Below are 23,782 nucleotides of genomic sequence, written 5' to 3' on the forward strand. Positions count from 1 at the left end.
GAGGGGATGAAAAAAGGTTGTCATCCGGATCCCGCACCCGGGATCGCGGGGGAGGCTCAGGACCTGAGGGCGGCGGCCACGAGTGCGGCGGCCCGCTCGCCGGAGAGGAGCATGCCGCCGAAGATCGGGCCCATCCGGCACTCGCCCGCGACGGCGTTGGCGGCCATGCCGCAGACCCAGAGGCCGGGGAAGACTTCTCTGGTGTGGTCGACGATCCTGCTCTCGGCCCGCTCGGCCCACATATACCCCTCGCCTTTGATGGTGAGGTCGGCACCCTTGCGGGCGACCATGTGGGAGATGGTGGCGTCGTGGCCGGTGGCGTCGACGACGGCCCGGCACCTGATGGTGAGGGGGTCGACGTGGAGGCCGGCCATCTCGACCGGGCTCCAGTTGACGACCAGGCCGGAGACGCGGCCGTCGCCTTTGACGACGACGTCTTCAACGGCGATGAGGTTGAAGAACTCGGCACCGGCGGTGCAGGCGGCGGCGGTGAGTTTGGAGACGGCCTCCACCGACTTCGCGACATGGTAGCCGGGTTCGAACTCGGTCGAGGCGATCCCGAAGTGATCGAGGAGGCGTTTTGCGCCGTCCTGGACGACGATCCTGGGGAACATCATCCCGCCGCCCCACATGCCTCCGCCGATGGAGAGTTTCTTCTCAATGAGCCCGACCTTGAGGCCGTTCTCTGCAAGGAGTGCGGCGCAGGTGATCCCGGATGGTCCGCCGCCGACGACCGCGACGTCGAGTTCGAGGTACTCGGTCATCGTCTCCATCTGGGTGGCCAGGATCGCCCTGCTGATTGTCACTTCATCGAGTTCCATCGCTTCCACTTCGCAGAACAGATTGGATATCCCTCTACAAATAGCCATTCTCCATTATCAGTACGGTCGGAGGTATTATGGGGCGAGAGGGTACAGTGAATATTTGATCATTCTATGAAATGGAAACGTGATCTGGGGCTCACGATGAGGCAGATCATGACCTGGGCACTTCTGCTCCTGGTCTATCTGGTCTTCCTCACGATCCTCGGAACTCTGTTCGGTGTCGGGCCGTGGACGCTTGTCGCTATCGCCTTCGTGATAGCGTTCGCCCAGTATTTCTTCTCGGACAAACTGGTGCTGATGAGCACCGGGGCCCGCGAGGTGTCGCCCGAGGAGTATCCCGTGCTCCACGACGTGGTGGAGAAACTGGCCGCCGAGGCCGGGATCCCCAAGCCGCGGGTCGCGGTGATGCCCACCCCGGTCCCGAACGCCTTTGCGACGGGGCGGAGCCCGAGCCATGCGGTGGTCGCGGCGACCGATTCGATCCTCCGTCTGCTCACCCGCGAAGAACTCGAGGCGGTGCTCGCCCACGAGATCGCCCATGTGAAGAACCGGGACGTGATGACCCTCACCATTGCGAGTTTCCTTGCGATGGTGGCGGCGATCATCATGCAGAATGCCTGGCTCTTCTCCATCGCGGACCGCCGGGAAGGCGGCGCATGGATGGCGGCATGGGTCGTCTCCATCGTCGTCTGGATCGTCTCCACGCTGCTGGTCAGGTCGCTCTCCCGGTACCGGGAGTTCGCGGCAGACCGCGGCAGCGCCTACATCACCAGGAACCCGAAGGCGCTGGTCTCCGCGCTCTACAAGATCAGCGGGCGGATGGACATGGTGCCGGCCGAGAAGCGGCAAGAGGTCGAGGGGGCAAATGCCTTCTTCATCCTCCCGGCCCTCTCGGGCAACACCCTGATGGAGCTCTTCTCCACCCACCCGACGCTTGAGAAGCGGGTGGAGGCGCTCGAGGCGCTCGAAGAAGAAGTCAGGTATATGCCGAGGTAACCCCTCGGGCAATACCATTTTATCTTCACGGCGCGAATATTGTACGGTATTCCCATACGGAATGCAGCGCATCGATGGTCTAGTGGCATGACTTTGGCCTTCCAAGCCAATAGCCCGGGTTCAATTCCCGGTCGATGCATCGCTTTTGAAAAGTTTTTTCCGGGCAGTGGAACGCACGCCCGGCGCGGTTCGGGGTTCATGCACGAAGAGAAATAGCAGGCGGCCCGGCGGCGGGAAGAAAGTTTATTACCGCCCTGCACCTATCTATACGAGGACATGGGCTCGTGGTCTAGCCGGTTATGACGTCGCCTTCACACGGCGGAGGTCCTGAGTTCGAATCTCAGCGGGCCCATCTTTCTTTTGTGATGTTGTTGGTGTAGTTGAGGGTGTTTTTCAAGAGTGGTGACGATCCGATTTCAGTTGTGAGCCGCCATCAAAACTTATCTCTTACTTCTCTTTTTTGAAGATCCCATCTGGGTGCGATTCTGAGATGTTTTAGTGCGTTTTTTTCGATTTTTAGGGGTTTTGTCAATTACGCGTATTTTTTTCGGATTGAATGAATAATCGCCATTCCTATCAACAAAGTCAGAAATCTGCTCTCTCAAGTCATCATATTTGTTGGGATCAGTATTGCCCACAAGAACAATGATAATGTCATGATACTGACCCCAATATCTGTGAAGCTGCCCCAGCGCTCGATCAACCTTGGCTTTTTCTTTCAAATCTTTTTTCAACTCGATACCTATTGATCGGTCCACCACAATGTCACACAACGATCTCCCGCTTTCAGGTTGAATCGTTACCTTCCGATTTGAGAAGGGAGATTCCTGGTTTAATCGTTCCCGTAAATATTGTATTAAATCATCCCTGTAACCATCCTCTTTCCTATAATTCTTTTCAGGAGTCCAACGGTTTATAGCTCCAATCGTATCACCAAACAGATCATCAAACATCAAATCACTCCCACTTGATCATATCAGAGGCAATAAAGTCATAACAACCTTATATAGGACAAATATGAGAAGAATCACCACAATAAGATTTCTCAGGCCGTAGATTATAGAATCAAAAAGCATGTGCAACCATAGGGCGATACGATATATATTAGAATCGAAATGATCTCCGCATGACGATAAAATAAGCAAAGTGCCCCCATATACTTGAATTGTCGATACAAATATCAACAAAAATAACAAACGTTATTATATCCCACGTTGAATCTGAATCAGATAACCATGTCACAAAAAAGAGGACCTAAAACTCTCACAGGAATGATCCGAAAGATGGAAACAGGAGATGGGAGAAGAAAAACCGGATTTGAAAAACTAATGGATGGAGACGTAAACCCATTTACCGGGGAAGATATCAAAAAAAATAGAAAAAGAAAGAAGCGTTAAATCCAAATCAAGGCATTTTAGATCATTCGGCTCTGTAGAATCGCCATGAAGTGAAAGCACGCCTCAAGCATACTACGTGAAAAGTTTTTCATGGTAAATGCTCTGGATACCCATCTCTGCGGGGGGCTGGCCGCCCCCGAACCCCCGCGCCAAGATAGGCGGTGGACTGCAACCCCCTCCCCAGAGTAATCTCTCCGCCTTCCGTCCCAATCTTCATCTCTGCGGTATTTTTTCACGAACAATTCTTGGGCTTTGGAAATCATTATGATGGTTCTCTTCGACGGAGGCAGCGCCCCCGGCGCGAAAGTGAAGAAAGGCAAGGTCACACAGAACAAAATATCACCGGTAATTGTGGTGAGCGTGCTTGCCCTCTCACCGATCATCGTACTCTATAGGTTGTTCACCGGCGTCGATCTCTTCGGGATCATCCAGGGAGGGGTGCCGGTGTTGTTCAGACCCTGAACATTTTTTGATCGAAACGTGATCGAAACCGATCAAAACCTGATCGAAAGTGGACCGAAATCGATTGGACCGAATATTTTATTCTCAGAAAATAATTCCAAAAATGGTTTTGTAGAAATTTTCTTGGTGGTTCTCTCTGGCGGGGGGCTGGCCGCCCCCCGAACCCCCCGCGTCAGGATAGGCGGGAGGGAGTGACAAACCCCTCCCGGCCGGGAGATTTGTGATGACTTCTCTTCCAATTACCAGTCAACAATATCGGGCTCTCCCTCAAGAGAGTCCTGGAGATTGTCGATGACATCCTGCCGTGTTGCGGCAACATCCAGCATCCGCATAACGCCCGCCTGCGGTGATGCATAAATTCCCTTCCAGAAATATTCGTCGTACTCACTCCGGTTAATTTCCTCCAATTTTCACGCACCACCCATTCTCCGCGTCCGGTCCGGGAGAAGAACATCTATGTATGAGATATCCCTTTCATCTTCCATGGCAAACCGGCCTCAAAAGATCCTGGTCATTATGGGCAGCCCTCGCAAGGCAAATACCTACCACGCAGCCGAACGGATCCGCGAGATCCTCCAGGAGAACGCACCGGTGGATTGGGAATATGTCATGCTGCGGGACGTCGACCTGGAACAGTGCCGCGGCTGCTACACCTGTTTTGAACGGGGGGAGGAGCACTGCCCCATCAAGGACGACGCAGCCCTTCTCGAGCAGAAGATGCACGACGCGGACGGGGTAATCTTTGCCACTCCGGTATACGGTTTCCAGGTCTCGGGATTGATGAAGGTCTTCATCGACCGCCATTCCTACATCTTCCACCGCCCCCGCTTCTTCCGGCAGAAAGCGCTTCTCCTCACCAGCGCCGGCGTGATGGGAAACAAGGATGTGCTGGAGTACCTCAACGCCGTGGCCCGCATCTGGGGCTTTGAGGTTGTCGCCCGGGTGGGGATCACCTCCCACGCGACCATGGCCCCTCTCCCTGCCTACCAGGTGCGGGAGAACGAAGAGAAGTTGCAGGCGGCGGCAGGGGCCTTTCTCGCCGCACTCCGGAGGGGAACGCGCTCAAAACCAGGGCTGCTCGACGTGATGGCGTTCCATATCGGGAGGGCCCCTTGCGATGAACTGGGCGAACGGTCTCCTGCGGACCACGCCTACTGGACCGACCAGGGGTGGCTCCAGAAGGGACGGCGCTACTTTGTGGATGTGCCGGTCAACCCGGTCTACCATGCCCTGGGCACGCTCGCGGAATGGTACACGCGGCGGCAGATACGAAAGGACCTGAGGGAGATCGGTTGAACCGGGGCAGATGCGGAAGATGAGAAGGACTTGCTATGATCACTACGGAATGAGGCGTGGTATGAGTCATGGAACTCCTCGAAAAGGCAGGTGTTGCTCCGTCGCTGACTTCAAGTCTTAACGAGAATCAAATCGGCATGAAGACTAATTCAAAGAGCAAACACAAGAGGAGTTATGGAAAAGAAATGCTTTCAAATTCATGGGATTCCAGCAATTCTCTGGGGTTCCCGCTCAAATAAATTATATCTCTACATACACGGACAGGCCGGGCGTAAAGAAGAAGCGGAAGCGTTTGCTCATATAGCCTGTCATTATGCGTGGCAAGTTTTGAGTATCGACTTGCCCGAACATGGAGAACGCAAAAGAGAAACAAATTCATTTGACCCGTGGCACGTCGTGCCGGAACTCTTGTCTGTTATGGAATATATCAAAGGTCAGTGGACACACATTTCTCTATTTGCTAACAGTATCGGTGCATGGTTCGGGATGTTGAGTTTTGAAAATGAACCGCTGGAAAAAAGCCTTTTTGTTTCCCCTATTCTTGATATGAAACAACTTATTTCCAATATGATGCTCTGGGCCAATGTATCGGAAACACAGCTTGAGCGCGAACGTATTATCCCCACTTCCTCTGGACAAACTCTTTCGTGGGAATATCTCCTCTATGCTCAAAATCATCCTATTACAAAATGGAAGGTTCCAACGGCAATATTGTATGGCGAGCATGACGAACTTACCGATCGTACTGTTGTAGAAAAATTTGTGCAACGTTTTCATTGCAATCTAACGATTATGAAAAACGGGGAACACTGGTTTCATACCTCAGAACAATTAGGGGTCTTAAATAATTGGATCAAAACGTGCCTTCGAGAATAAACCATCAAAACCCCTCCCCCTTCCTCAATTTGACAGAGATCCCCTGCACAACGATCCTGCCCATCATCTCCTCCCGCAACCGCTCAGGAAGACCCTGCGACTGCCACTCCCGTTCCCCAGCAACGTCACCCCCGACTGCCGCGACAACTTTCAAAGCATAGTACGCCGCCCCGAAAGCATGCTGCGGGACATGCGCAGTCGCCACCGCCTGACCTGCGGCACGCGCCGCAAAACAGGCCGCGTCATGTTCTTTCGCTTCGCGGGCGGCGGCATGAGCGGCAAGAGAAGCGCCACGGATCTCGGCCATCCTGAACTCGCCCGTACGGGCCCATCTCCGACACGTTTCGATGGCATTGCGCGGCCGGTCGTCCCCCGGATACGCCTCCTCAAAATATGGAAGCACCCGCTCGGCACAGTCCGCAGCCCAGGTCGCTATTGAGATCTGATCTTCTCTGCGGTATTTTTTCACGAACAATTCTTGGGCTTTGGAAATCATTTGATGGTTCTCTTCGAGGGGGGGGAAGACAGACGTCCGGATCGACGACGACGATCCCGACTCTTCCACCTTCGCGCCCGGTTTTCACCCCGCGGGTGGAAACGTGGCGGCCGAGAAAAAAAGCCGATCCTTACCTGGATCTGTGTACAGAGTACAGAGAGAGAAGTGTGTACAGGTACCCCTGATAATTTACACACGATCCGGAGAACACCCGGCACCGGTGAGAGGGATGAGTTCCCGCTCGTGATCCGGGCGCGAGTGAAAACGACCGGGAGCACGCCAGATGCATGCTCCGATCATCGATCGACGGCTGCCGGAGAGATATCGCCGGGTGCAAACGAGGCGCGAAGAAGAAAAATGGATCTCGGACCTGTAGAATCAGGCATGAACCTAACGCTCAAGCATACGCGATGAAGATTTACCTGAGCAAAGTTTCAGAGTCTGGATTGATCCCTATCCTCGCGACAGGGCACCAGTGAGTGTCCCGTTTCATCGCCGCCCCATGCCGTCCCCCGCCCTATCCTCTCGCGAGGTTGTGGGAAAGATTCGGTGATAGAGGGACGGCATCATGTTCTGATCATCACGCCTTCCCACTCGCTTGCGTCGGGGCCCTGCCCCCGGATCCCCGGGATGAAGATAGGGCGGGGAAGGCAGAGAAGAGAATCATTCAGAAGGGATATTTTTCTCTGCGTATCGCCCTTGAGAGAGCCTGAAGAGATCACGTCATCATCCAAACGTGGAGGGCCGATCATCGGGATCATTTTCATGGTAATTCGTCATGAACCCAAAGATCATGCCCAATTCTCCAGAGCCGAATAAACCAGTTGGAGCCGGGATTCGTTCTCCCGGCCCCTTCCGCCCCTAACCCGTCGGATCGAACTTTATGGCCCGGTCGTACACCATCTCGTTGTAGGACGGCCCGGTACTCGTCGCACTCTCCAGGTAACTCCTCCAGATAATGTAGAGCGGCTGGTCAGGCTCGATGCCGTAACTTCCGATACCTGAGGGAACCTCGAAGCAGTGCGGGTCACCCTCGCAGTCCCTCGCGATCGTGTAAACATACAGGTACTTTGCGTTGGGATTGTCGGGGAGGTACTCCTCGGCAGTCCCGCTGAAGTCCGCGTCGGTGATCGATCCGACCCCGTTCCACACGTCCGCTCCATATAAGGAGAAGCTCGAGTACGTCGCCTTGCCCGTGGCTACGTGGTTGACCCCGTAGACGATGATGAACTCATTCGTATCGTTGCCGAGGGTGATCGGCGGGTTTCGCAGGAAGTCGTAGTACTGCGTGGTGTCGAAGAAGGGCGGCGTCGGCGAATTGACGGTCTGGTTCGCGCTCCAGAGATACGCGGCATCGTTGCTGGGCCCCACACCGTCGATCCCCCGCTGGATAGCATCATTCCCCATCGGGAATCCGATACTCGTCGGAAGCTCCGTGGCAGTCAAGTTGCCGTGTTTCTCAAGAATCGCGTTCCTAAGATCTTCGAGATCGTCGGTAAGGTCAAGCTCCGTCTGCCCGGTTCCCCTGACCCGCAGCTCCGGGTACCCGTACGGATCGAGTTCGGTCGTGTTTTTCGGCGTCACGCGGAGGACGGTCGCAGGGGTGTTGTTGATGTACTCGGCGCCGGCCTCCTTGTCGGTGAAGAGGGCCGGGCGGATAAATAGGCCGAACGTATCGGAGTCGTTTTCGAGGCCCAGGTTCAGGACGGACGAGGGAAACACCTGGGTGTTCATCATGCCGTCCGAATATCCTGCCGTACGTGCGGCGGCACGGACGCGCTCGTCAATGCCCCTGTCGGCCGTGGCGACGATCATCGTCGTCCGGTTGAACGGATCTCCCGACCCTCCGTCCGTGTTGATGACCTGATTGTTCAGCGAATCGGCGATGTTGGAAAAGATCCACCTGGTCTCGGTTCCATAGGTCCTGCTCATGAGATAATTATCGTACCCGAAGTACCTGCACTCAGGCGGCGTCTGTCCTACGAAGACAACAGCTTCGTCGGGACCGAGACTCCAGAAGGAAGATGTGTTCCCGCTCATCCCAAGCGTTTTCGCGATCTCCGCTATCCGTTCGTCGACCGGATAGCCGGGTGCCGGCGGAACGAAATATGCCAGATACTTTGTGGCCGGATTATTTCCATATGCGGAAGGCAGCACCCCCGAATCATAGAGCTTGATGAGATCGAAATAGCCGATCTCGCCTTCCTGCACGATGAACCCGTCCTCTTCTAACGCTTTCTGGAACGCGTCCACGTCACCGGTTTCTTCAGTCTGTGCAAGCCCATGCCCTACCAGCATGGCCACGAGTACTGCAAAGAGGATGTACCGTCTCAAACTTTTCCCCCCTCTGCGGGGGGAATACCATCCGGACGAGAAAAAGTTTTGGTTGTTTCCAGGCCTGACCGCTCCACTCGTGCATTCTGTCATCCAGGCAAACAACCATTCTATCGTCCCCCGCCGCCTGTCACAAGGAGAAGGATCCGCCCACACGCTGGAGCGCTGCTCAGAAAATGTTCATGCCGAATTCTCCAGAGCCTAATAAAGTGGTTGGAGCCGGGATCCGTTCTCCCGGCCCCTTCCAGTCCTAACCCGCCGGATCGAACTTAATCGCCCGGTCGTACACGATCTCATCGTAGGACGGCCCGGTGCTCGTCGCACTCTCCAGGTAGCCCCTCCAGGCAATGAAGATCGGCTGGTCCATCTCGATGCCGTAACTTCCTATACCGGAGGGAATCTCAAAGCAATTCGGCTCCCCCTCGCAATCCCTGGCGATCTTGTAGACATACAGGTATTTCGCGTTGGGATTGTCAGGGAGATACTCCTCGGCAGTACCGCTGAAATCCGCGTCGGTGACTGTTCCAACGCCGTTCCACACATCAGCTCCATATACGGCGAAGCTCGAGTACGTCGCCTTGCCCGTGGCGACGTGGTTGACCCCATAGACGATGATGAATTCGTTCGTATCGTTCCCGAGGGTGATCGGCGGGTTTCGCAGGAAGTCATAGTACTGCGTGGTGTCGAAGAAGGGCGGCGTCGGCGAATTGACAGCCTGGTTCGCGGTCCAGAGATACATTGCATCGTTGCTGGGCCCAACGGCATCGATCCCCCGCTGGATCGCGTCAATCCCTGTCGGGACTCCCTGGGCCGTCGGAAGCTCGGTGGCTTTCAGATCGCTGTACCTCTCAAGGATCGCATTTCGAAGTTCGTCGAGATCGTCCGTAAGGTCAAGCTCCGTCTCCCCGGTTCCCTTGACCCGCAGTTCTGGATAACCATACGGATCGAGTTCGGCCGTGGTGTTGGGCGTCAGGCGGAAGACAGTCGCCGGAGTGTTGTTGATGTAATCGTCGCCGGCCTCCTTGTCGGTGAAGAGCGCCGGGCGGATAAATACGGCGAACGTATCTGAGTCATTTTCGAAGCCCATGTTCAGGATGGATGAGGGAAACACCTGGGTGTTCATCATGCCGTCTGAATATCCTGCCGATCGGGCGGCGGCACGGACGCGCTCGTCAATGCCCCGGTCAGCCGTGGCGACGATCATCGTCGTCCGGTTGTACGGGTCTCCCGGGGTTCCGTTCGTGTTGATGACCTGGTTGTTGAGCGAGTCGGCGATGTTGGCAAAGAGCCACCGGGCCTCAGTTCCGTACGTCCTGCCCAGGAGGTAATTCTCGTAGCCGAAGTACCTGCACTCCGGCGGCGTTTGTCCTACGAAGACCACAGCTTCGTCGGGACCGAGATGCCAGAATGCAGATGTGTTCCCGCTCATTCCAAGTGTTTTCGTTATCTCTGCTATCCGTTCGTCGACCGTACCACCGAGTGCCGGCGGAACGAAGTATGCCAGATACTTTGTCGCCGGATTGTTTCCATATGCGGAAGGCAGCACCCCCGAATCATAGAGCTTGATGAGATCGAAATACCCGATCTCGCCTTCCTGCACGATGAACCCGTCCTCTTCCAACGCTTTCTGGAACGCGTCCACGTCACCGGTTTCTCCAGTCTGTGCAAGGCCGTGCCCTACCAGCATGGCCACGAGTACTGCAAAGATGATGTACCGTCTCAAACTCTTCCCCCCTCTGCGGGTGGAATACCATCCGGGCGAGAAAAAGTTTTGGTTGCTTCCCTGCCCGACCGCTCTACCCCCGCAATTTCGGCGACCGGAATGTTCATGAGCCGCCACGCACTCTCTCTATCCGGGTGTTGCTTTAATGGATGAATTCATGCAGGCCGCCATCGAAGAGGCCAGAAAGGGACTGAACGAAGGCGGGATCCCCATCGGCTCGGTGCTGGTGATCGACGGTACGATCGTCGGTCGGGGACACAACCGCAGGGTGCAGAAGGGCAGCGCCATTCTACACGCCGAGATGGACTGCCTGGAAAATGCGGGCCGGCTCAAGCCGGGGGATTACCGCCGGGCGGTGCTGTACTCGACGCTTTCCCCCTGCGACATGTGCAGCGGTGCAGTCCTCCTCTACAAAATCCCCCGCGTCGTGATCGGCGAAAACCGAACCTTCCAGGGACCTGAGGAGTATCTCCGAACCCGGGGCGTCGAAGTGGCCGTCCTGGACGACGAAGGGTGCAGGCGTCTGATGTCGGAGTTCATTGCCGCCAATCCCGAGGTGTGGGACGAGGATATCGGGGAGGAGTAGAGGAGTCATATCTTCTCGGACGAGAGGGGCATATCCGCTCCCGCGGTCTCGTCCAGATAGACTCCCGCACCAAGCCACCAGGTCTCGTCGACATTCCGAACATAACTCATTTTGGGCTCAACGGACATATTGTCGACCGGATCAGGGTAGTGATAGTAGACGAACCCGCCCCCCTGTTGGGCCAGGAAGATCTCAATCCTGGTGTAGTTGACCCCATAAGGATCCTGGAGACCGGAGAGATCGGTTCCGATCAGATGGGGCTGATGGGGGAGCGCCAGGGTCGTCCCGTTATAATCGAAGGCATAGATGTAGAGGTTGCCGCGGACGAACGTGCCGTTCGGATCGTTGAACTCCGAGATCGCGGCATCCTTCCCATGTTCCACAGAATACGCGATCGCCTCCGCGACAAAGGATTTGAGGCTCTCTCTCACCAGGGGATCGCCGCCCACGCTCACGATCGGATCGTCTTCCCCGGGATCGTAGATGCCTGAGCCGATGAACCAGTCCTGATCCACCGGCATGACATAGCTGAGTTTGGGTTTCACGGTGAAGTTGTCCGAGGGATCCACGTATTGATACCGGGCAAACCCTCCGTCAGCCTCTGCCGTCTCGATCATCTCCCGGATAAATGCGGTGCCGTTTGCATCGGTTGCATTCCGGCGGTTCTCCCCGATGAGGTCAGGCTGGAAGGGGAGGGCCAGGGTGTTCCCCTCGAAGTCGTAGGCGAAGATATAGCGTTCACCTTCCACGAATCTCCCGCTCTGGTTGTTGAACTCGCGGAGAGCGGCCTCCCGTCCGTTTACTTGTGCATACTCGTAGGCTTTCTCGACGAATGCCACCAGTTCCGCGGGAGAATCGGAACCCGGCGTCGGCGGATTACAGTCCAGCGAAGCGGTATCGGTGCACCCGGCAACCAGGAGGGGGGCAGAGATGAGTGCGAGAAGAATGAGGATCGTTTGCGGTCTCATGCAGAGGGATTGGCATATCACATATAAAACGATAAGAATGATCTGCTCGCGTCTCCCGACTTCACCGGCTCCACACGGGAACCGCCGGTGCGGGCGGTCTACCATGCACGAACAGCATCATCATCTCCCTTTCCACACCCTTGTCGGTGCGACACTCCCGGCATTCTCCTGCCAGACGTACGTCTGCCCTGCCACATACACGAGGATGCGTATCCGTTCCTCCATCTTGAAGAGTTCGCTTCATCCTGTTTCTCTCATGGTGTTTCCGATTCGTGAACGGAATGTTTCCGTTTCGGAAACAAAAAGTTCTGATCAGGAAACCGTACACCTCCACCAGGTGCCAGAAGAGCCTGTTGCGGAGTATGAGAATCTCCTCGCCGCCGTGGAGTGCCTCTCCTAAACCAAGCAGTTCGATCGAGGGATCGAGCGAGGCGATGACTCTGTCGATGGAAACTTTGAAGGATTCGGGTGAATCGACGGAGAACGAAATCGCTTTGTCCCGGATCTAGATGTCAAGTGCAACATGCATCATGACAGTAGGGGGGGGTTCACAGGCAACTTGGTTTCCATCCCCCGAATGCATGATCCCTATCATCGAGCGATGAGATAAATGCTTGACTGCGATTGCTTCAGGCTGTACATGGCACTAAGAGCGGCCAGAAAAGGCAGCGACCCAAGGATAGTGGATGATTCTCACTCGGAGGTTCTTCTTTCAGCGCCCTGCGACATTCGCCATATCTTAGATCGGTTTCTTTTACCGACGGCCTTTGCATCGTCTTCACACAGCAGAGATCCTGAGTCAGATTTCAGCGAGCCAATCTTTCTTTTGTAATTTTTTGATAAATCAAAATTGGTTCCTGTTCTGATGCTCTTGATGAGCAGGCCTATAGATCAGCGACATGTTGGATCAGATCTGTGCAGACACTCATGTACCATAAAAGAGGATAATATTCTCCTGCGCGTCATTTATATCTTCATTATTTTAGTTCCACCATTTTTGGTGGGCATCTTCTCCGGTCCAAACAATTAGTCACCTGTTCATGCATCCGAAATCACGGGGGGATGGGGCGCACTCCAGACACTATATCATATCACAAAAAATGCGCTCCTTCGGGTATGGCAAGATCCCGATACTCCCATACATGGGACAAGACAGAAGAGTAGCATGAGAGTTAATTCGATGATATTATGTTAGCTGAAGAAAGACATCGTTGCTTGAAGAGGATTTTCAGTGGATTATGCAATATGGAAGAGACATTCCGGATCTGAAGAACTCGTCTACGCCAAAGTTTTCGCAAATAACCCCTATCTGCCAAATAACGAGTTTTTATTTTGTCCTGCGTGTGGAGAACCCGTAATACTGGCAAATGGAGAGGAAAGAACCTATTTTAGACACTGTCCCAATAATCCAAAAAACTACAGTTGCCCTAACTATTTAGATAGTGTATATGCAGTTCAATATCAGAGACAACAAGAGGAACGTAAATCAAGGCGACATTCAAAACGGATCTATATTTTGAAGAGAGGAGAAACCTTCGGACTTTTTCTCGGTTTTCCCAAATTAGAGGAGAAAACAGTTTTAGTTGCCAGAAATGAAAAACTCATAGTACGAATCATTAATCCAAACAACGCAGAACTCAAAGAGAACAGAATCCTCTTTAATCAGGTAATTCCAGGAGAAACTACTTACATCCAGTTAAAGTGGATATATGACTATTATTCTCTCGAATACTACGAATCTTCAGTTAGCCAAGAGATTATTAAAAGCTGGGGAGAGGAGCAATCTGGACTTCCAGAAGAGGGAGCACTGTTTAGATACAGTAAAAATTATGCTCGTTGTATATCCGGCAATGGAGAGATCACCACAGACAAATACTACTATTTTGCGACGGCCTTTGGAATATCAGACAACACTGGAGATTTTCTCGAATATGAGTATGTAGGGAAATTATGTGGGAAGACCATAGGATACGAATCAAAATGGATGGTCTACCGGGTGCAATTTACCAAATTCACCAAAGAGGCCCTAGAATTTGCAGACAGTTTAGGGGTCACGCTTGTCGAGTGGCATCCCCCACTAATTCCCCTCTGGCCCCCCCATGTGCAGGTTGGAAATAGCCAAATCTACAGTAAACCAACAAATATCCTAAATCTGGCACAAACAGACACATCTTATTATCAGGAAACGGAAGGGCAATCTCGCAGACTAATCCAAAAAATACCGAATAATGTAGGATGGTTGTTATGTCACCCTGTCAGGGCGCCTACGCACATCAAATCCTCTGATAGATCGTATGAGGCCTCCCTCACATGCGAATATCCCGAAGATATATCTCAGTACATCCACCCGGAAATAACCCTCGAGTACGCAAAAAAACCACTTGAAAATGGGGATTCCTTTTCACTCAAGGACAAGGCAAATTTGTTCTTCAAATCAGACTGTAGATGTGATATTTATCATTACTCAGAAAAACAACTGAAAAGTGTTTACTGGAATGAACAGGCCATTCTTGGATTTCGAAACCTATCCGAGGGGGACAAGATTTGCGTACGCCATGGACTGGATACAGTCCATCAGGTAAGCATTCCAAAACGCATCCAGAAAACGGTAAGATTCTCAGCAAAAAAAGACGAAGAAACGTATCAGGAACTCATTCTAATGGGAGGCACGTTTATATCGACCCCCGTGAAAGTGAAATATATTCTGAGCCATCTTGGAAAGTACCCTAAAGTCAGTAATTATCTCATCCAGACATTAAGATCTGGTAAAATTCCACAAAAAGCGTACGAGCATCTGATTTCTGAATTCTATAAGGAGATTGAAAATTAATGGCAAATCCAAAAAAAGATTTCAATGTACGTTGCTGTATTGGGATTCCAATGAAGTTTGGCGACCATGACTTCAAAGTCTTGAGGATAGCAGATATTTCCACAAAAGAGTGGAGTAAAAAAGGTCGAGTAAATACTATAGGTACGATCTACACCAATCCAGACAACGGAAACATGCTCATTCCGATTAAATTAGAAGAAAACTCCGATCAATGGTGGCACGACAACTTAGGCATCTGGATGTGGAAAGAAAGTACCAATTCTGAGGCTTATGACGTAGCACCCTATTCGCATCATCCCAAACCCCCTTGCAAATATAATTATTACGAACTAATCTTTTTGCAGAATCCTGAAACTTCGCCAGAATCAATAGAAAATATGAGAATAGTGAGGGATTCTGATGATGCACTCGCACAGATATTGGAAAAAGGTATCGTTGTCCCAGACACATTTTCAGAAAACCTCCTCGTAGTCTATGATTGCGATGAAGATCATTACTTCTGTGTTGAGATAACAAAAGCAACATCTTGTCTACGATATAATGAATTACTTTTTGTAACCGATAGAAGATCATTGGATCGATATAGAATCAAAAGAACAGACGTTATTGATTCATTTGATCCAGTATACAAAAATTCAATCCCAGATAACGGTTCAAACCTGACTCGAAGGTTCATCTACAAAAAGATGAAATTCAGTCAACAGGATAAGTTAGAGACCCTGACCCTTCGTACTGATTCAACCCGCTTTGCAGGATATTTTTACCGCATTGCCTCTCGCCTGAATTACTCAGAGGATGAGAAGAAATTAGTGAACAGGATTGTCACCGAAGCCTTATCAAACCCAAAATTACAGCCTTCATTTATATTATCTCCAGAGATTAAGCAATGGCTTGAATTGCAAACTGACATAATAAATGCACATCTCAATACCGACGATAAAGTTGAGGGGTTTGTAAAAGGAGTTATTGAAAACGTCCCAAAGATCAACAAAAAATACATTAGTAAAATACAACATGTCGCAAACCAAGGATTATTCGAGCAAAAAGAATCTTTAGAGATAGAGATTGGCAATCTAAAGAATACAATCGATGAAATTAATGGTGAAATACTTGTAATTAATGCAGAGAAAACAGCTGAAACAGATGCATTAAAATCTCTCAAAAAAACTGTTGAATCTGAAGGCGAGCGACTAAGATCTGACCAGGATAACCGCATAAAACAGGAACTCCAGAAGTACAAAGAAGATCAAAAAAAGATTGTTGATGAGGAAATTGCCTTATTAAAAAAAGAACAAATGCAGGTGATCACCAAAGAGGGTGAACAGTTTAGAGTTGATCAACAGAAATCCATCCAGAAAGATCTTGAGTCACTCCATGAGGAAGCTCGCAAAATCCAGAAAGACATAGATTCATTAGAGATATCAAAGAAACAACTTGAGAAAGAGATTTCAGAGACTAAACACATTCAAGAAGAGTGCTCACGACTGGAACAAAAAAAACAAGATTTAGAAAAAATAAACGACCAATTAAAAACCTATTGTGAGCAGAAACTTAGGATTATACAGCATAATCCAGGGGACTTCCTTGGGGATCTAGCACTTTTTAAAGGAGTAATTCCATCTGGAGAGTGCGAGCAGACAAGTGTTGCTTCCTCGCCAAATTCAGGCCTGTTTGTTCAACCGGCAAAAGATTATGATAGATCAGATCTGCTTGAAAGTACTAATATCAAAGATCTGATTGATGATCTGAAGAACAATCTTCAGAACATTGGAGTTGACGATGAATATGCTGAGAACCTAGCCAAACTCATTGCCGGGGCATATCTGACGAGAAAACCCCTACTCCTTACAGGATGTAAGGCAAATATCATGGCTAATGCCATTTCAGTTACACTTCACTCACAAACACCAGAGGTTATTTCGGTTCCAACTGGCTACAACGACTATTCTTCACTGTTAAACGCTGTGAAAAACACCAGGGGTAATGTTGTTCTTCTTCAAAATGCCATCGGGTCCATTGACGAATACTGCTATACGCATCTCGCAAAGGACATTCTTAATGAGAAACCCGAAAAATACATCCTGTTCTCACTTGATTTCGCAGAAAATATGCGGATACTCCCCCCAAGTATACTAGGATACATGATCCTTCTCAATTCAGAAGACTTGATAACCTCCATTGCAACCGAGGCCTTGGATCCTGGGATTTGTACAGTAACTATTGAAAGAAATCCAAAGGAGGTCAAGGGCCTGTATCAAAGGGTGGTTAAGCTATCAAATGGACTTAATACAACAAATGGATACAATCTGACTAGAACTGCAATACTCTCTGTATTTATCGAAACGGATGAGGAAAAAGATGAAGAAAACGTGGAAGCGGTACTTCTTCTGGAGCTTGTCACCTATTGCAAATTATTAGGAGCCACAAATGAACTGAACCAGAGATTAGAACATCTTAGCAGAGAAAACCTCAAAATAATCGTAAAGAAACTCCTTGGAGGAGAATAAATCCATGGAACATTATCCCCATGAAATTATGGCGCAAGGACTGGGGATATACCACTTTTCCTGTGAAGACAAAAATGCCTATATTGCCCGTGTTCTTTACTCCGCGATTTCAGAATGGATAAAAACAGCAGTTTTAGATCGGAATATTGAGGATAATAGTGCATGTCAAGATACAAGAGATACACTATACACAAAACATCATGTAACCAGAAAATGCAATATAATCCTTTCTGCCTATTTAGATCTCTATCCAGATGTCAGAAAATGGTTTTATCCAGAGGATAAACCAGATTTTCAGCCAGCTAAAAAAATCCAGGAAAGACTAGAATACTCTGGATTCCTTGTCCCCGGACCAGAAAACACTATTCAGTTACCCCCCGATAAATTCGCAAGAATTGCCGAGGATTTGTTTTTACTCCGTGGAACATCATTCGGAAAAGATGGAGAGATACATGGGTTAGGATGGTACGTCAATAGGATTTCTGAAAAGGATGTGTACTCGCTAGAAGAACTTTTTTTGATACCAAAAATAGATGCAAAAGACACCGTTCTTGATTATAGTAGATATGCTGATGGGAAATATACACCAAACATTGTCATATCTGATGTTCGAAGATATTTCGACCCACTTTCAAAGCGAATCTTCTCTGATTCCTGGGAACAATCTCTGCACCATCGCTGGGAACTAACAGTGTATCGAAATAACCTTGCCGACTATGGGATTGCTAAAAACGAAAATGGAAAGATATATGCCCTCTCATTTCCGGATAACGCTGTAAAAACACGTGAATTTCGCAGATTCATGTATGGTCTTCGACATTTAAATCATAATCCAGAACAGGCCACAATAACGACCTACAAAGACGCAATCAAAATCAAATTACATTCAACTCTACCAGGGAGAGAGGAAATGTTACTCTACATGATAGCTTGGCCGGTTCGAAACATTCTCGACAGAACCGAATTTATTACATCGCCTGTTTTCTTCCCAATCATTACAAAACTTCTGGAAAATCTGAACATTCGGGTGATACAAAATGGCTGAATATAGTGTTCAACATATACACCATGAACTTGTTGGAAAATTGAAGGACTACATTCAAGCACAATACTTTGGTGAGAACGATCTTCTTTTGAGCGCATCAACAGACCTTTTAGATGAAAAAGACTCAATCTACAAAGATCCCTACATCGAATCGAACCAGACATATGAGATATCAAAAGAAGGGTTAATTAATGCCGATATTCCCCAAAATATCAAAGACTTCTTTTCTCAAATGAGCACCAAACATTTAGGGGTTTTCAAAGATCCCTATAGTCACCAAGTTAAAGCACTTGAAGAGTTTTACCAAGGGAATGACATTTTGGTGACGACAGGCACAGGTTCTGGAAAAACAGAGTGTTTCATGTGGCCCCTTGTCGCAAATCTTGCAACTGAAGCAAAAACACATCCTGAGTCATGGAACAAAAGGGGCATTAGGGCGTTGCTACTCTACCCCATGAATGCATTGGTCGCAGATCAGATCGGCCGTTTGCGGAAAATGATCGGGGACTACGATGGAGAGTTTCATACACTTTTTACAGAGTATACTGGTTTCACAAATACACGCACCCCCCAATTTGGAATGTACACGGGTAGGACACCATATCCCGGCGAACCCATAAAAAGAAAGAATATAGAACTGGCAAAAACGCTGGAACGCGATCTGATCGACCGTAGCCCCGAGTTGATCGCGGAACTCAAATCAATGGGGAAGTACCCCTCAAAATATGATCTAAAAACCTATACTGAAAATCTAAAAAAAGGGATTCATCAACCTGCTCTACGGGATGCAGAATTAATCACCCGTAAGGAGATGCAGGATTATTGTCCTGACATTCTCGTCACAAATTACTCAATGCTCCAATACATGCTGATTCGGCATATCGAACAGCCATTCTGGACAAACACAAAGGATTGGTTAAACGAATCTCCAGAGAACAAGCTCCTGATAGTCATCGATGAAGCACATATGTATCGGGGATCCGCAGGGGGAGAGGTAGCTCTCCTCATCCGTCGGCTATTGTACAAGTTAGGAATAACACGCGACAAAGTACGGTTTATCCTCACCAGCGCCAGTATTCCAGTTGAAAACGAGGTAAAGAAAATCAAACTAAAACAATATCTTCGAGAGATCACTTCATCCGAGAAGGACACGTTCTCAATAATTATTGGAACCAATAAAAAGATTGATCTCCCAAATCCCGTTGAATTCTCCGCAAACAAGATAAGTAATTTCCCCTTAGATGATTTCCAGCTTGATGATACAAGAAAAACACTAGCAGTCCACAGATTCTTCCAAGAACTTGACGGGACAAGACCACCATATAATAGTATCAAGGAATTGGAAGCATGGTTATTTGAAACATTGCCTAAATACAGTCCAGTACAGCGGATAATAAACCAAACCGCTGGAAACGCCACCCGAATCACTGAAATTGCAAGGATTGTTTTCCCAGATGACGATCCCAAAACTGCACTTTCTGCAACACAGGTTCTTCTATCGCTACTACCACTTGCCAAAAAAGACAGGCAGGTCCTCTTCCCTGCAAGACTTCACATGTTTTTCCGTGGCCTACAAGGACTTTACGCATGTACAAATCCAAAATGTCCGAAAAAACACACCGGAGACGGTATAACTCTCGGTGAGATATACTCAGACAGTGGACTGGACACCTGTCCTCATTGTCATGGGAAAATCTATGAGTTGATCAATGATAGAAGATGTGGAGCCCTATTCATCAAAGGATATTTCCTTAATGCGGGGGATTTCGAGGGAAAGAATTATCTCTGGCGCACTCATGGAGAGATATTTGGAAACGAATTGAAGGAAGTACATCTCTACATCGTCCCACAGAATAATCATAGAAAAAATGAACAAATACGATATGGATGGCTCGATGCAAAGACCGGTTTCATCCATTTCAACAACATTCATGACAGAGAGGATGGATTCTTAGAAGTCTGTTACTCTCTTAAGCCAGTAAAAGGAAAGCCAGAGCAGTTAACATTTAGCCAATGTCCAAAATGTGGAAAACCGCTGAGTTACTACTCTTTTTCTGATTTCTCAACAAAGGGAAACGAGCCATTTTACAATATTGTTTCATCACAATTGTCTGTCCAACCACCTGCAATATTTGACGAAGAAAAACTTAAGCAACAGCCAAATGCCGGAAGGAAAGTCCTTGTATTCTCAGACAGCAGACAAAGAGCCGCGGTACTTGCCAAAGATATGACCCGGACAGCAGACGATCAGGCTGCAAGAGCGGTTTTAGTTCTGGCGGCCAACCATTTACAGCAATGGGCTGAAACCACAGGGAGTGCTGTAACGCTTGATATGCTCTATCCTGCATTTTTGGAGATTGCAGACCAAAATCACTTACGTCTATTCTATGGAGGGGATAAGACCCTCTTTAATGAAGATCTGGGAAAAATCAAACGTACTATTGAAAAAGCAAAAAGACGGGAGATATCAGTAAGATATGATAGAATCATTAGCGATTACAAGAACAAACCCGGACTATTTTCTGAACAACTCCTGAAAAATCTCTGCTCGCCTTTCAGGTCTTTGACAGACCTCGGGCTTGGTTGGATTGAACCCTGTGATAAATATGATATCGTAGAGTGTCTTGAATCATTTGGGGAACATGATATCAAGATGCTTGAAGAAGAGTTTATTCCCCTCTTCGCTGCTTGGGCATATTATCATTGTACAAACTCATTTGCTATTGGAAATCAGATTTCGAATCAAATACGGTTCAATATCGCTCTTCGTAAATACGATAGGTTTGGTGTAGAAGAGAAAGACTTACAGAAAATACCATCCAAATTCAAAAAAATTCTAGAGCAGAAATATACTCAGGAACAGATTGATTGGATTGTTTTCATACTTTCTGAAACATTCCTGGGTCGCGGAAGTGGCGAGGAAGGGAACAGGTATTACCTAATTCTAGATAAAATAGCATTAAAATTCAAGGAGAAACATAGGTGGTATCGTTGCAGAACGTGTTCCAATATTTTCCCATATACTCTGCTCGGGAAATGTGCACATTGTGGTTCATCTGATGTCTATGAAATGAGTGATGGGGATCTAGAACGGTACAAATTCTGGAGAGATCCCGTTCTCGATGCAATCAAGAGAGATTCTGAAAATCCGATACATACCATCAATACAGAAGAACATACAGCACAACTATCCTACAAAGATCAGCGAGACGACATATGGTCCACGACAGAAAATTACGAGATGCGGTTCCAGAACCTTGTCTTGGACGATGAACTCCCAATTGATGTGTTGAGTTGTACAACAACGATGGAGGTAGGTATTGATATCGGTTCTCTGACAGCCATCAGCCTTCGGAATGTTCCACCAATGCGAGAGAACTACCAACAGAGAGCAGGACGTGCCGGAAGACGCGGAACATCAATATCAACAATCGTAACCTATGCCCAGAACGGCCCCCATGATGGTTGGTACTTCAATCACCCTGAGAAAATTATTTCAGGGGATGCCAGCAGCCCATGGATTGATGTAGACAATATCAAACTCATTCAGCGTCATGTGAATATGCTCGTCTTAAGTGAGTATTTGAGTGAAAAAGGGACGGATTTATATGAATGCCCACTATTATCATTCTTCGATAACTATTATAACGAGTTTGTAGAGTTTCTGAAAACATTTCGGTTCAAACCAGAACTCGAAGTAACAATTCTTTCTGCTAAAAAAACAGATGAAAATTCTCATCAAAAATTATTACTGAGGCTCAAAAATAAATTAGAGGAAATCCGGGAGGACGTGTTCAAAAACCGCGACCTGTATGATGGCAGGGCTGAAAAAGAACAAACAAACAGTCTTCTGGATCACTTGAGTTTTGAAGGGATCTTACCAACCTACTCATTCCCACAAAATGTTGTAGGTTTCTACATTGAAGAACGATCGGGAAATAAGATTATCCAAAGACCAGACCGTTCACTTGATATCGCTATTAGTGAATATGCCCCAGGAAAAGTAATTGTTGTAAACAAAGAAACCTACAAAGTCGGTGGGATCTACAGTTTCCATTCGAAGTTCAGAAGAGGCAATCAGCCTGAAAATCAGGCACGACCATACTTTGATGATCCTAATTATCTGTCCGATTTATATCTCTGTCCAAACCCAGAATGTGGCTGGACTGATACAAGATATCCACTGGGAGGGAGGTGCCCCTTCTGTGGAGAACCTATTTCTGAGGATAGGAAAAAGAAGATGCTCCGACCATGGGGTTTTGCTCCTGTAGATGGAAAGCCGATCCCTGAAGCACATGCAGAGATTGAACAGTCATATGCAGAGGAACCATGCTATTTTGCAACGCCTGACCGCAATGACATGAAGGATATTGGATGCAAGCATATTATGGCCGCGGTCCGTTCTGATAAGATCAGGATCATCAACAAGGGCGTTAAGGGACATGGATTTAATGTATGTCAGAAGTGCGGTGCTGCAGAAGTTGCAGAACAAACTACTGATGATGAATCCAAAGATAAACCTTTGAGAGATATCGGCCGACCATACTCTTTCCGTGGTGTGAATTCAAAGTGTACTCATGACCCGGTAAATGTGTATCTCGGTCACACATTTGCAACAGATATGATTGTTTTTGAGTTTGAGTTGGACAAATCCAAAATAAACACTGAATTCCCCGGGATGTGGATTTCAAGCGCCGCGACAACACTCACTGAGGCGTTCTTACTTGCTGCAAGCCGTACTCTGGACGTTGATTTCAATGACATTAAAGGGGGTCACAGAATTCACGGAACAGAAGATACAACATTTGTTGATATTTACATCTATGATAGTCTGTCAAGCGGAGCGGGATATGCCACTGGCCTTTGGAACATGATTGGTCCGCTACTCCAGAGTGTTCAGGATGTCCTAAAATGTGGGAACAAAGAATGTGAAACAGCATGTCACTCATGCCTCAAACATTATTGGAACCAGAGAGTGCATGAGAAATTGGATCGTCTTGCAGCCCTTGATCTCCTGAACTGGGGCAGATATGCTGACCTTCCTACACCCTTGAGCATCGATAGACAATATCAGATTATCGCCCCACTCAAACATTTGCTTGCTGATGCTCATCCAGAGATTAAATTACCCACCGATCAAGGGAACATGTCAGTGATTTTACCGAAAAAATCAATCAAATTCGTGGTGTATCCTGCGATGCGGGTTCTATCGGAGATGGAGGATAGCACCATATATTTGTCAGATAAGTTGGTAAAAAATGCACTTCCAAAAGCCTTTGAGGAGGCCAATAAGTTCATAAAACATTTCCTGAAAGACTAGAGGCATCAAAAAATTATTATTTTTCCAGTTCTGCAAAAACTATCCTCACATTTTTGCATAGTGTGTCACTCCCAGTTAGGATCCTATCCAAGGAGTTCAAGAAAGTTAATGCCTTGAGGTAG

General features: G+C 48.6%; 17 protein-coding genes and 2 tRNA genes. 12 read left to right on the forward strand and 7 right to left on the reverse strand.

Annotated elements, in window-relative coordinates; genetic code table 11:
- Positions 1–56: 56 nt before the first annotated feature.
- Positions 57–821: a sulfide-dependent adenosine diphosphate thiazole synthase gene (locus E2N92_RS07335; RefSeq protein WP_220680559.1), complete on the reverse strand. Its 765-nt coding sequence runs from the start codon at positions 819–821 to the stop codon at positions 57–59.
- Between the two features lie 114 nt (positions 822–935).
- On the opposite strand from E2N92_RS07335, the gene htpX reads away from it, so the two are divergent.
- The 3 genes from htpX (at position 936) to E2N92_RS07350 (ending at position 2,172) form a co-directional block, all read left to right on the forward strand.
- Positions 936–1,820 carry a zinc metalloprotease HtpX gene (gene htpX, locus E2N92_RS07340; protein WP_220680560.1) on the forward strand — a complete coding sequence of 295 codons (885 nt, stop codon included), beginning with the start codon at positions 936–938 and terminating at the stop codon, positions 1,818–1,820.
- 68 nt (positions 1,821–1,888) lie between these two features.
- Positions 1,889–1,959 (forward strand) — tRNA-Gly (locus tag E2N92_RS07345).
- A gap of 139 nt (positions 1,960–2,098) precedes the next feature.
- Positions 2,099–2,172: transfer RNA gene (locus tag E2N92_RS07350), tRNA-Val, on the forward strand.
- An 88-nt stretch (positions 2,173–2,260) separates the two neighbouring features.
- Here the strand turns inward: E2N92_RS07350 and E2N92_RS07355 are convergent.
- Complete coding sequence (locus tag E2N92_RS07355; RefSeq protein WP_220680561.1) at positions 2,261–2,773, reverse strand: hypothetical protein; 513 nt, start codon at positions 2,771–2,773, stop codon at positions 2,261–2,263.
- A gap of 282 nt (positions 2,774–3,055) precedes the next feature.
- Between E2N92_RS07355 and E2N92_RS07360 the strand changes: the two genes are divergently transcribed.
- Positions 3,056–3,217 (forward strand): hypothetical protein, encoded by a 162-nt coding sequence (locus E2N92_RS07360; protein WP_220680562.1) that lies wholly within the window; start codon positions 3,056–3,058, stop codon positions 3,215–3,217.
- A 267-nt stretch (positions 3,218–3,484) separates the two neighbouring features.
- The gene (locus E2N92_RS07365; protein ID WP_220680563.1) at positions 3,485–3,679 is read left to right on the forward strand and encodes a hypothetical protein; all 195 of its coding nucleotides are present in this window, start codon (positions 3,485–3,487) and stop codon (positions 3,677–3,679) included.
- Between the two features lie 239 nt (positions 3,680–3,918).
- Here the strand turns inward: E2N92_RS07365 and E2N92_RS07370 are convergent, their stop codons facing one another.
- Positions 3,919–4,086 (reverse strand): hypothetical protein, encoded by a 168-nt coding sequence (locus E2N92_RS07370; RefSeq protein WP_220680564.1) that lies wholly within the window; start codon positions 4,084–4,086, stop codon positions 3,919–3,921.
- Positions 4,087–4,162: 76 nt separating this feature from the next.
- Between E2N92_RS07370 and E2N92_RS07375 the strand changes: the two genes are divergently transcribed.
- Together E2N92_RS07375 and E2N92_RS07380 are read left to right on the forward strand one after the other, a co-directional pair.
- Positions 4,163–4,975, forward strand: a complete 813-nt coding sequence (locus tag E2N92_RS07375; protein ID WP_220680565.1) for a flavodoxin family protein — start codon at positions 4,163–4,165, stop codon at positions 4,973–4,975.
- 174 nt (positions 4,976–5,149) lie between these two features.
- Positions 5,150–5,851 carry an alpha/beta hydrolase gene (locus E2N92_RS07380; protein ID WP_220680566.1) on the forward strand — a complete coding sequence of 234 codons (702 nt, stop codon included), beginning with the start codon at positions 5,150–5,152 and terminating at the stop codon, positions 5,849–5,851.
- A gap of 4 nt (positions 5,852–5,855) precedes the next feature.
- On the opposite strand, the gene E2N92_RS07385 is transcribed toward E2N92_RS07380, so the two are convergent.
- The 3 genes from E2N92_RS07385 to E2N92_RS07395 form a co-directional block, all read right to left on the reverse strand.
- Entirely contained in the window at positions 5,856–6,320 is a 465-nt protein-coding gene (locus E2N92_RS07385) for a putative immunity protein (RefSeq protein ID WP_220680567.1), read from the reverse strand.
- Positions 6,321–7,208: 888 nt separating this feature from the next.
- The gene (locus tag E2N92_RS07390) at positions 7,209–8,681 is read right to left on the reverse strand and encodes a hypothetical protein (protein ID WP_220680568.1); all 1,473 of its coding nucleotides are present in this window, start codon (positions 8,679–8,681) and stop codon (positions 7,209–7,211) included.
- Positions 8,682–8,931: 250 nt separating this feature from the next.
- Complete coding sequence (locus E2N92_RS07395) at positions 8,932–10,404, reverse strand: hypothetical protein (RefSeq protein ID WP_220680569.1); 1,473 nt, start codon at positions 10,402–10,404, stop codon at positions 8,932–8,934.
- 145 nt (positions 10,405–10,549) lie between these two features.
- Between E2N92_RS07395 and E2N92_RS07400 the strand changes: the two genes are divergently transcribed.
- Entirely contained in the window at positions 10,550–10,990 is a 441-nt protein-coding gene (locus E2N92_RS07400) for a nucleoside deaminase (RefSeq protein ID WP_220680570.1), read from the forward strand.
- 5 nt (positions 10,991–10,995) lie between these two features.
- On the opposite strand, the gene E2N92_RS07405 is transcribed toward E2N92_RS07400, so the two are convergent.
- Positions 10,996–11,958, reverse strand: a complete 963-nt coding sequence (locus E2N92_RS07405; protein WP_220680571.1) for a cache domain-containing protein — start codon at positions 11,956–11,958, stop codon at positions 10,996–10,998.
- 1,231 nt (positions 11,959–13,189) lie between these two features.
- Here E2N92_RS07405 and E2N92_RS07410 point away from each other — a divergent pair.
- From E2N92_RS07410 to E2N92_RS07425, 4 genes are read left to right on the forward strand one after another with little or no spacing between them, the layout of a single operon-like run.
- Positions 13,190–14,788, forward strand: a complete 1,599-nt coding sequence (locus tag E2N92_RS07410; RefSeq protein ID WP_220680572.1) for a competence protein CoiA family protein — start codon at positions 13,190–13,192, stop codon at positions 14,786–14,788.
- The gene (locus tag E2N92_RS07415) at positions 14,788–17,295 is read left to right on the forward strand and encodes a hypothetical protein (protein WP_220680573.1); all 2,508 of its coding nucleotides are present in this window, start codon (positions 14,788–14,790) and stop codon (positions 17,293–17,295) included. The genes E2N92_RS07410 and E2N92_RS07415 overlap by 1 nt, the downstream gene beginning before the upstream one ends.
- Positions 17,296–17,299: 4 nt before the next feature.
- The gene (locus E2N92_RS07420) at positions 17,300–18,340 is read left to right on the forward strand and encodes a hypothetical protein (RefSeq protein ID WP_220680574.1); all 1,041 of its coding nucleotides are present in this window, start codon (positions 17,300–17,302) and stop codon (positions 18,338–18,340) included.
- On the forward strand, positions 18,333–23,660 hold the full coding sequence (locus E2N92_RS07425; RefSeq protein ID WP_220680575.1) for a DEAD/DEAH box helicase: 5,328 nt from the start codon (positions 18,333–18,335) through the stop codon (positions 23,658–23,660). Before E2N92_RS07420 ends, E2N92_RS07425 begins: the two co-directional genes overlap by 8 nt.
- Positions 23,661–23,782: the final 122 nt, after the last annotated feature.

This window comes from Methanofollis formosanus (genome assembly GCF_019633745.1).
GTDB classification, from domain to species: domain Archaea; phylum Halobacteriota; class Methanomicrobia; order Methanomicrobiales; family Methanofollaceae; genus Methanofollis; species Methanofollis formosanus.

Coding starts and splice junctions, on each gene's coding strand:
- E2N92_RS07375 (WP_220680565.1), top strand. CDS start 4,163: ATGGCAAACCGGCCTCAAAAGATCCTGGTCATTATGGGCAGCCCTCGC.
- E2N92_RS07400 (WP_220680570.1), top strand. CDS start 10,550: ATGGATGAATTCATGCAGGCCGCCATCGAAGAGGCCAGAAAGGGACTG.
- E2N92_RS07355 (WP_220680561.1), bottom strand. CDS start 2,773: ATGTTTGATGATCTGTTTGGTGATACGATTGGAGCTATAAACCGTTGG.
- E2N92_RS07365 (WP_220680563.1), top strand. CDS start 3,485: ATGGTTCTCTTCGACGGAGGCAGCGCCCCCGGCGCGAAAGTGAAGAAA.
- E2N92_RS07360 (WP_220680562.1), top strand. CDS start 3,056: ATGTCACAAAAAAGAGGACCTAAAACTCTCACAGGAATGATCCGAAAG.
- htpX (WP_220680560.1), top strand. CDS start 936: ATGAAATGGAAACGTGATCTGGGGCTCACGATGAGGCAGATCATGACC.
- E2N92_RS07335 (WP_220680559.1), bottom strand. CDS start 821: ATGGAACTCGATGAAGTGACAATCAGCAGGGCGATCCTGGCCACCCAG.
- E2N92_RS07420 (WP_220680574.1), top strand. CDS start 17,300: ATGGAACATTATCCCCATGAAATTATGGCGCAAGGACTGGGGATATAC.
- E2N92_RS07380 (WP_220680566.1), top strand. CDS start 5,150: ATGGAAAAGAAATGCTTTCAAATTCATGGGATTCCAGCAATTCTCTGG.
- E2N92_RS07415 (WP_220680573.1), top strand. CDS start 14,788: ATGGCAAATCCAAAAAAAGATTTCAATGTACGTTGCTGTATTGGGATT.
- E2N92_RS07425 (WP_220680575.1), top strand. CDS start 18,333: ATGGCTGAATATAGTGTTCAACATATACACCATGAACTTGTTGGAAAA.
- E2N92_RS07405 (WP_220680571.1), bottom strand. CDS start 11,958: ATGAGACCGCAAACGATCCTCATTCTTCTCGCACTCATCTCTGCCCCC.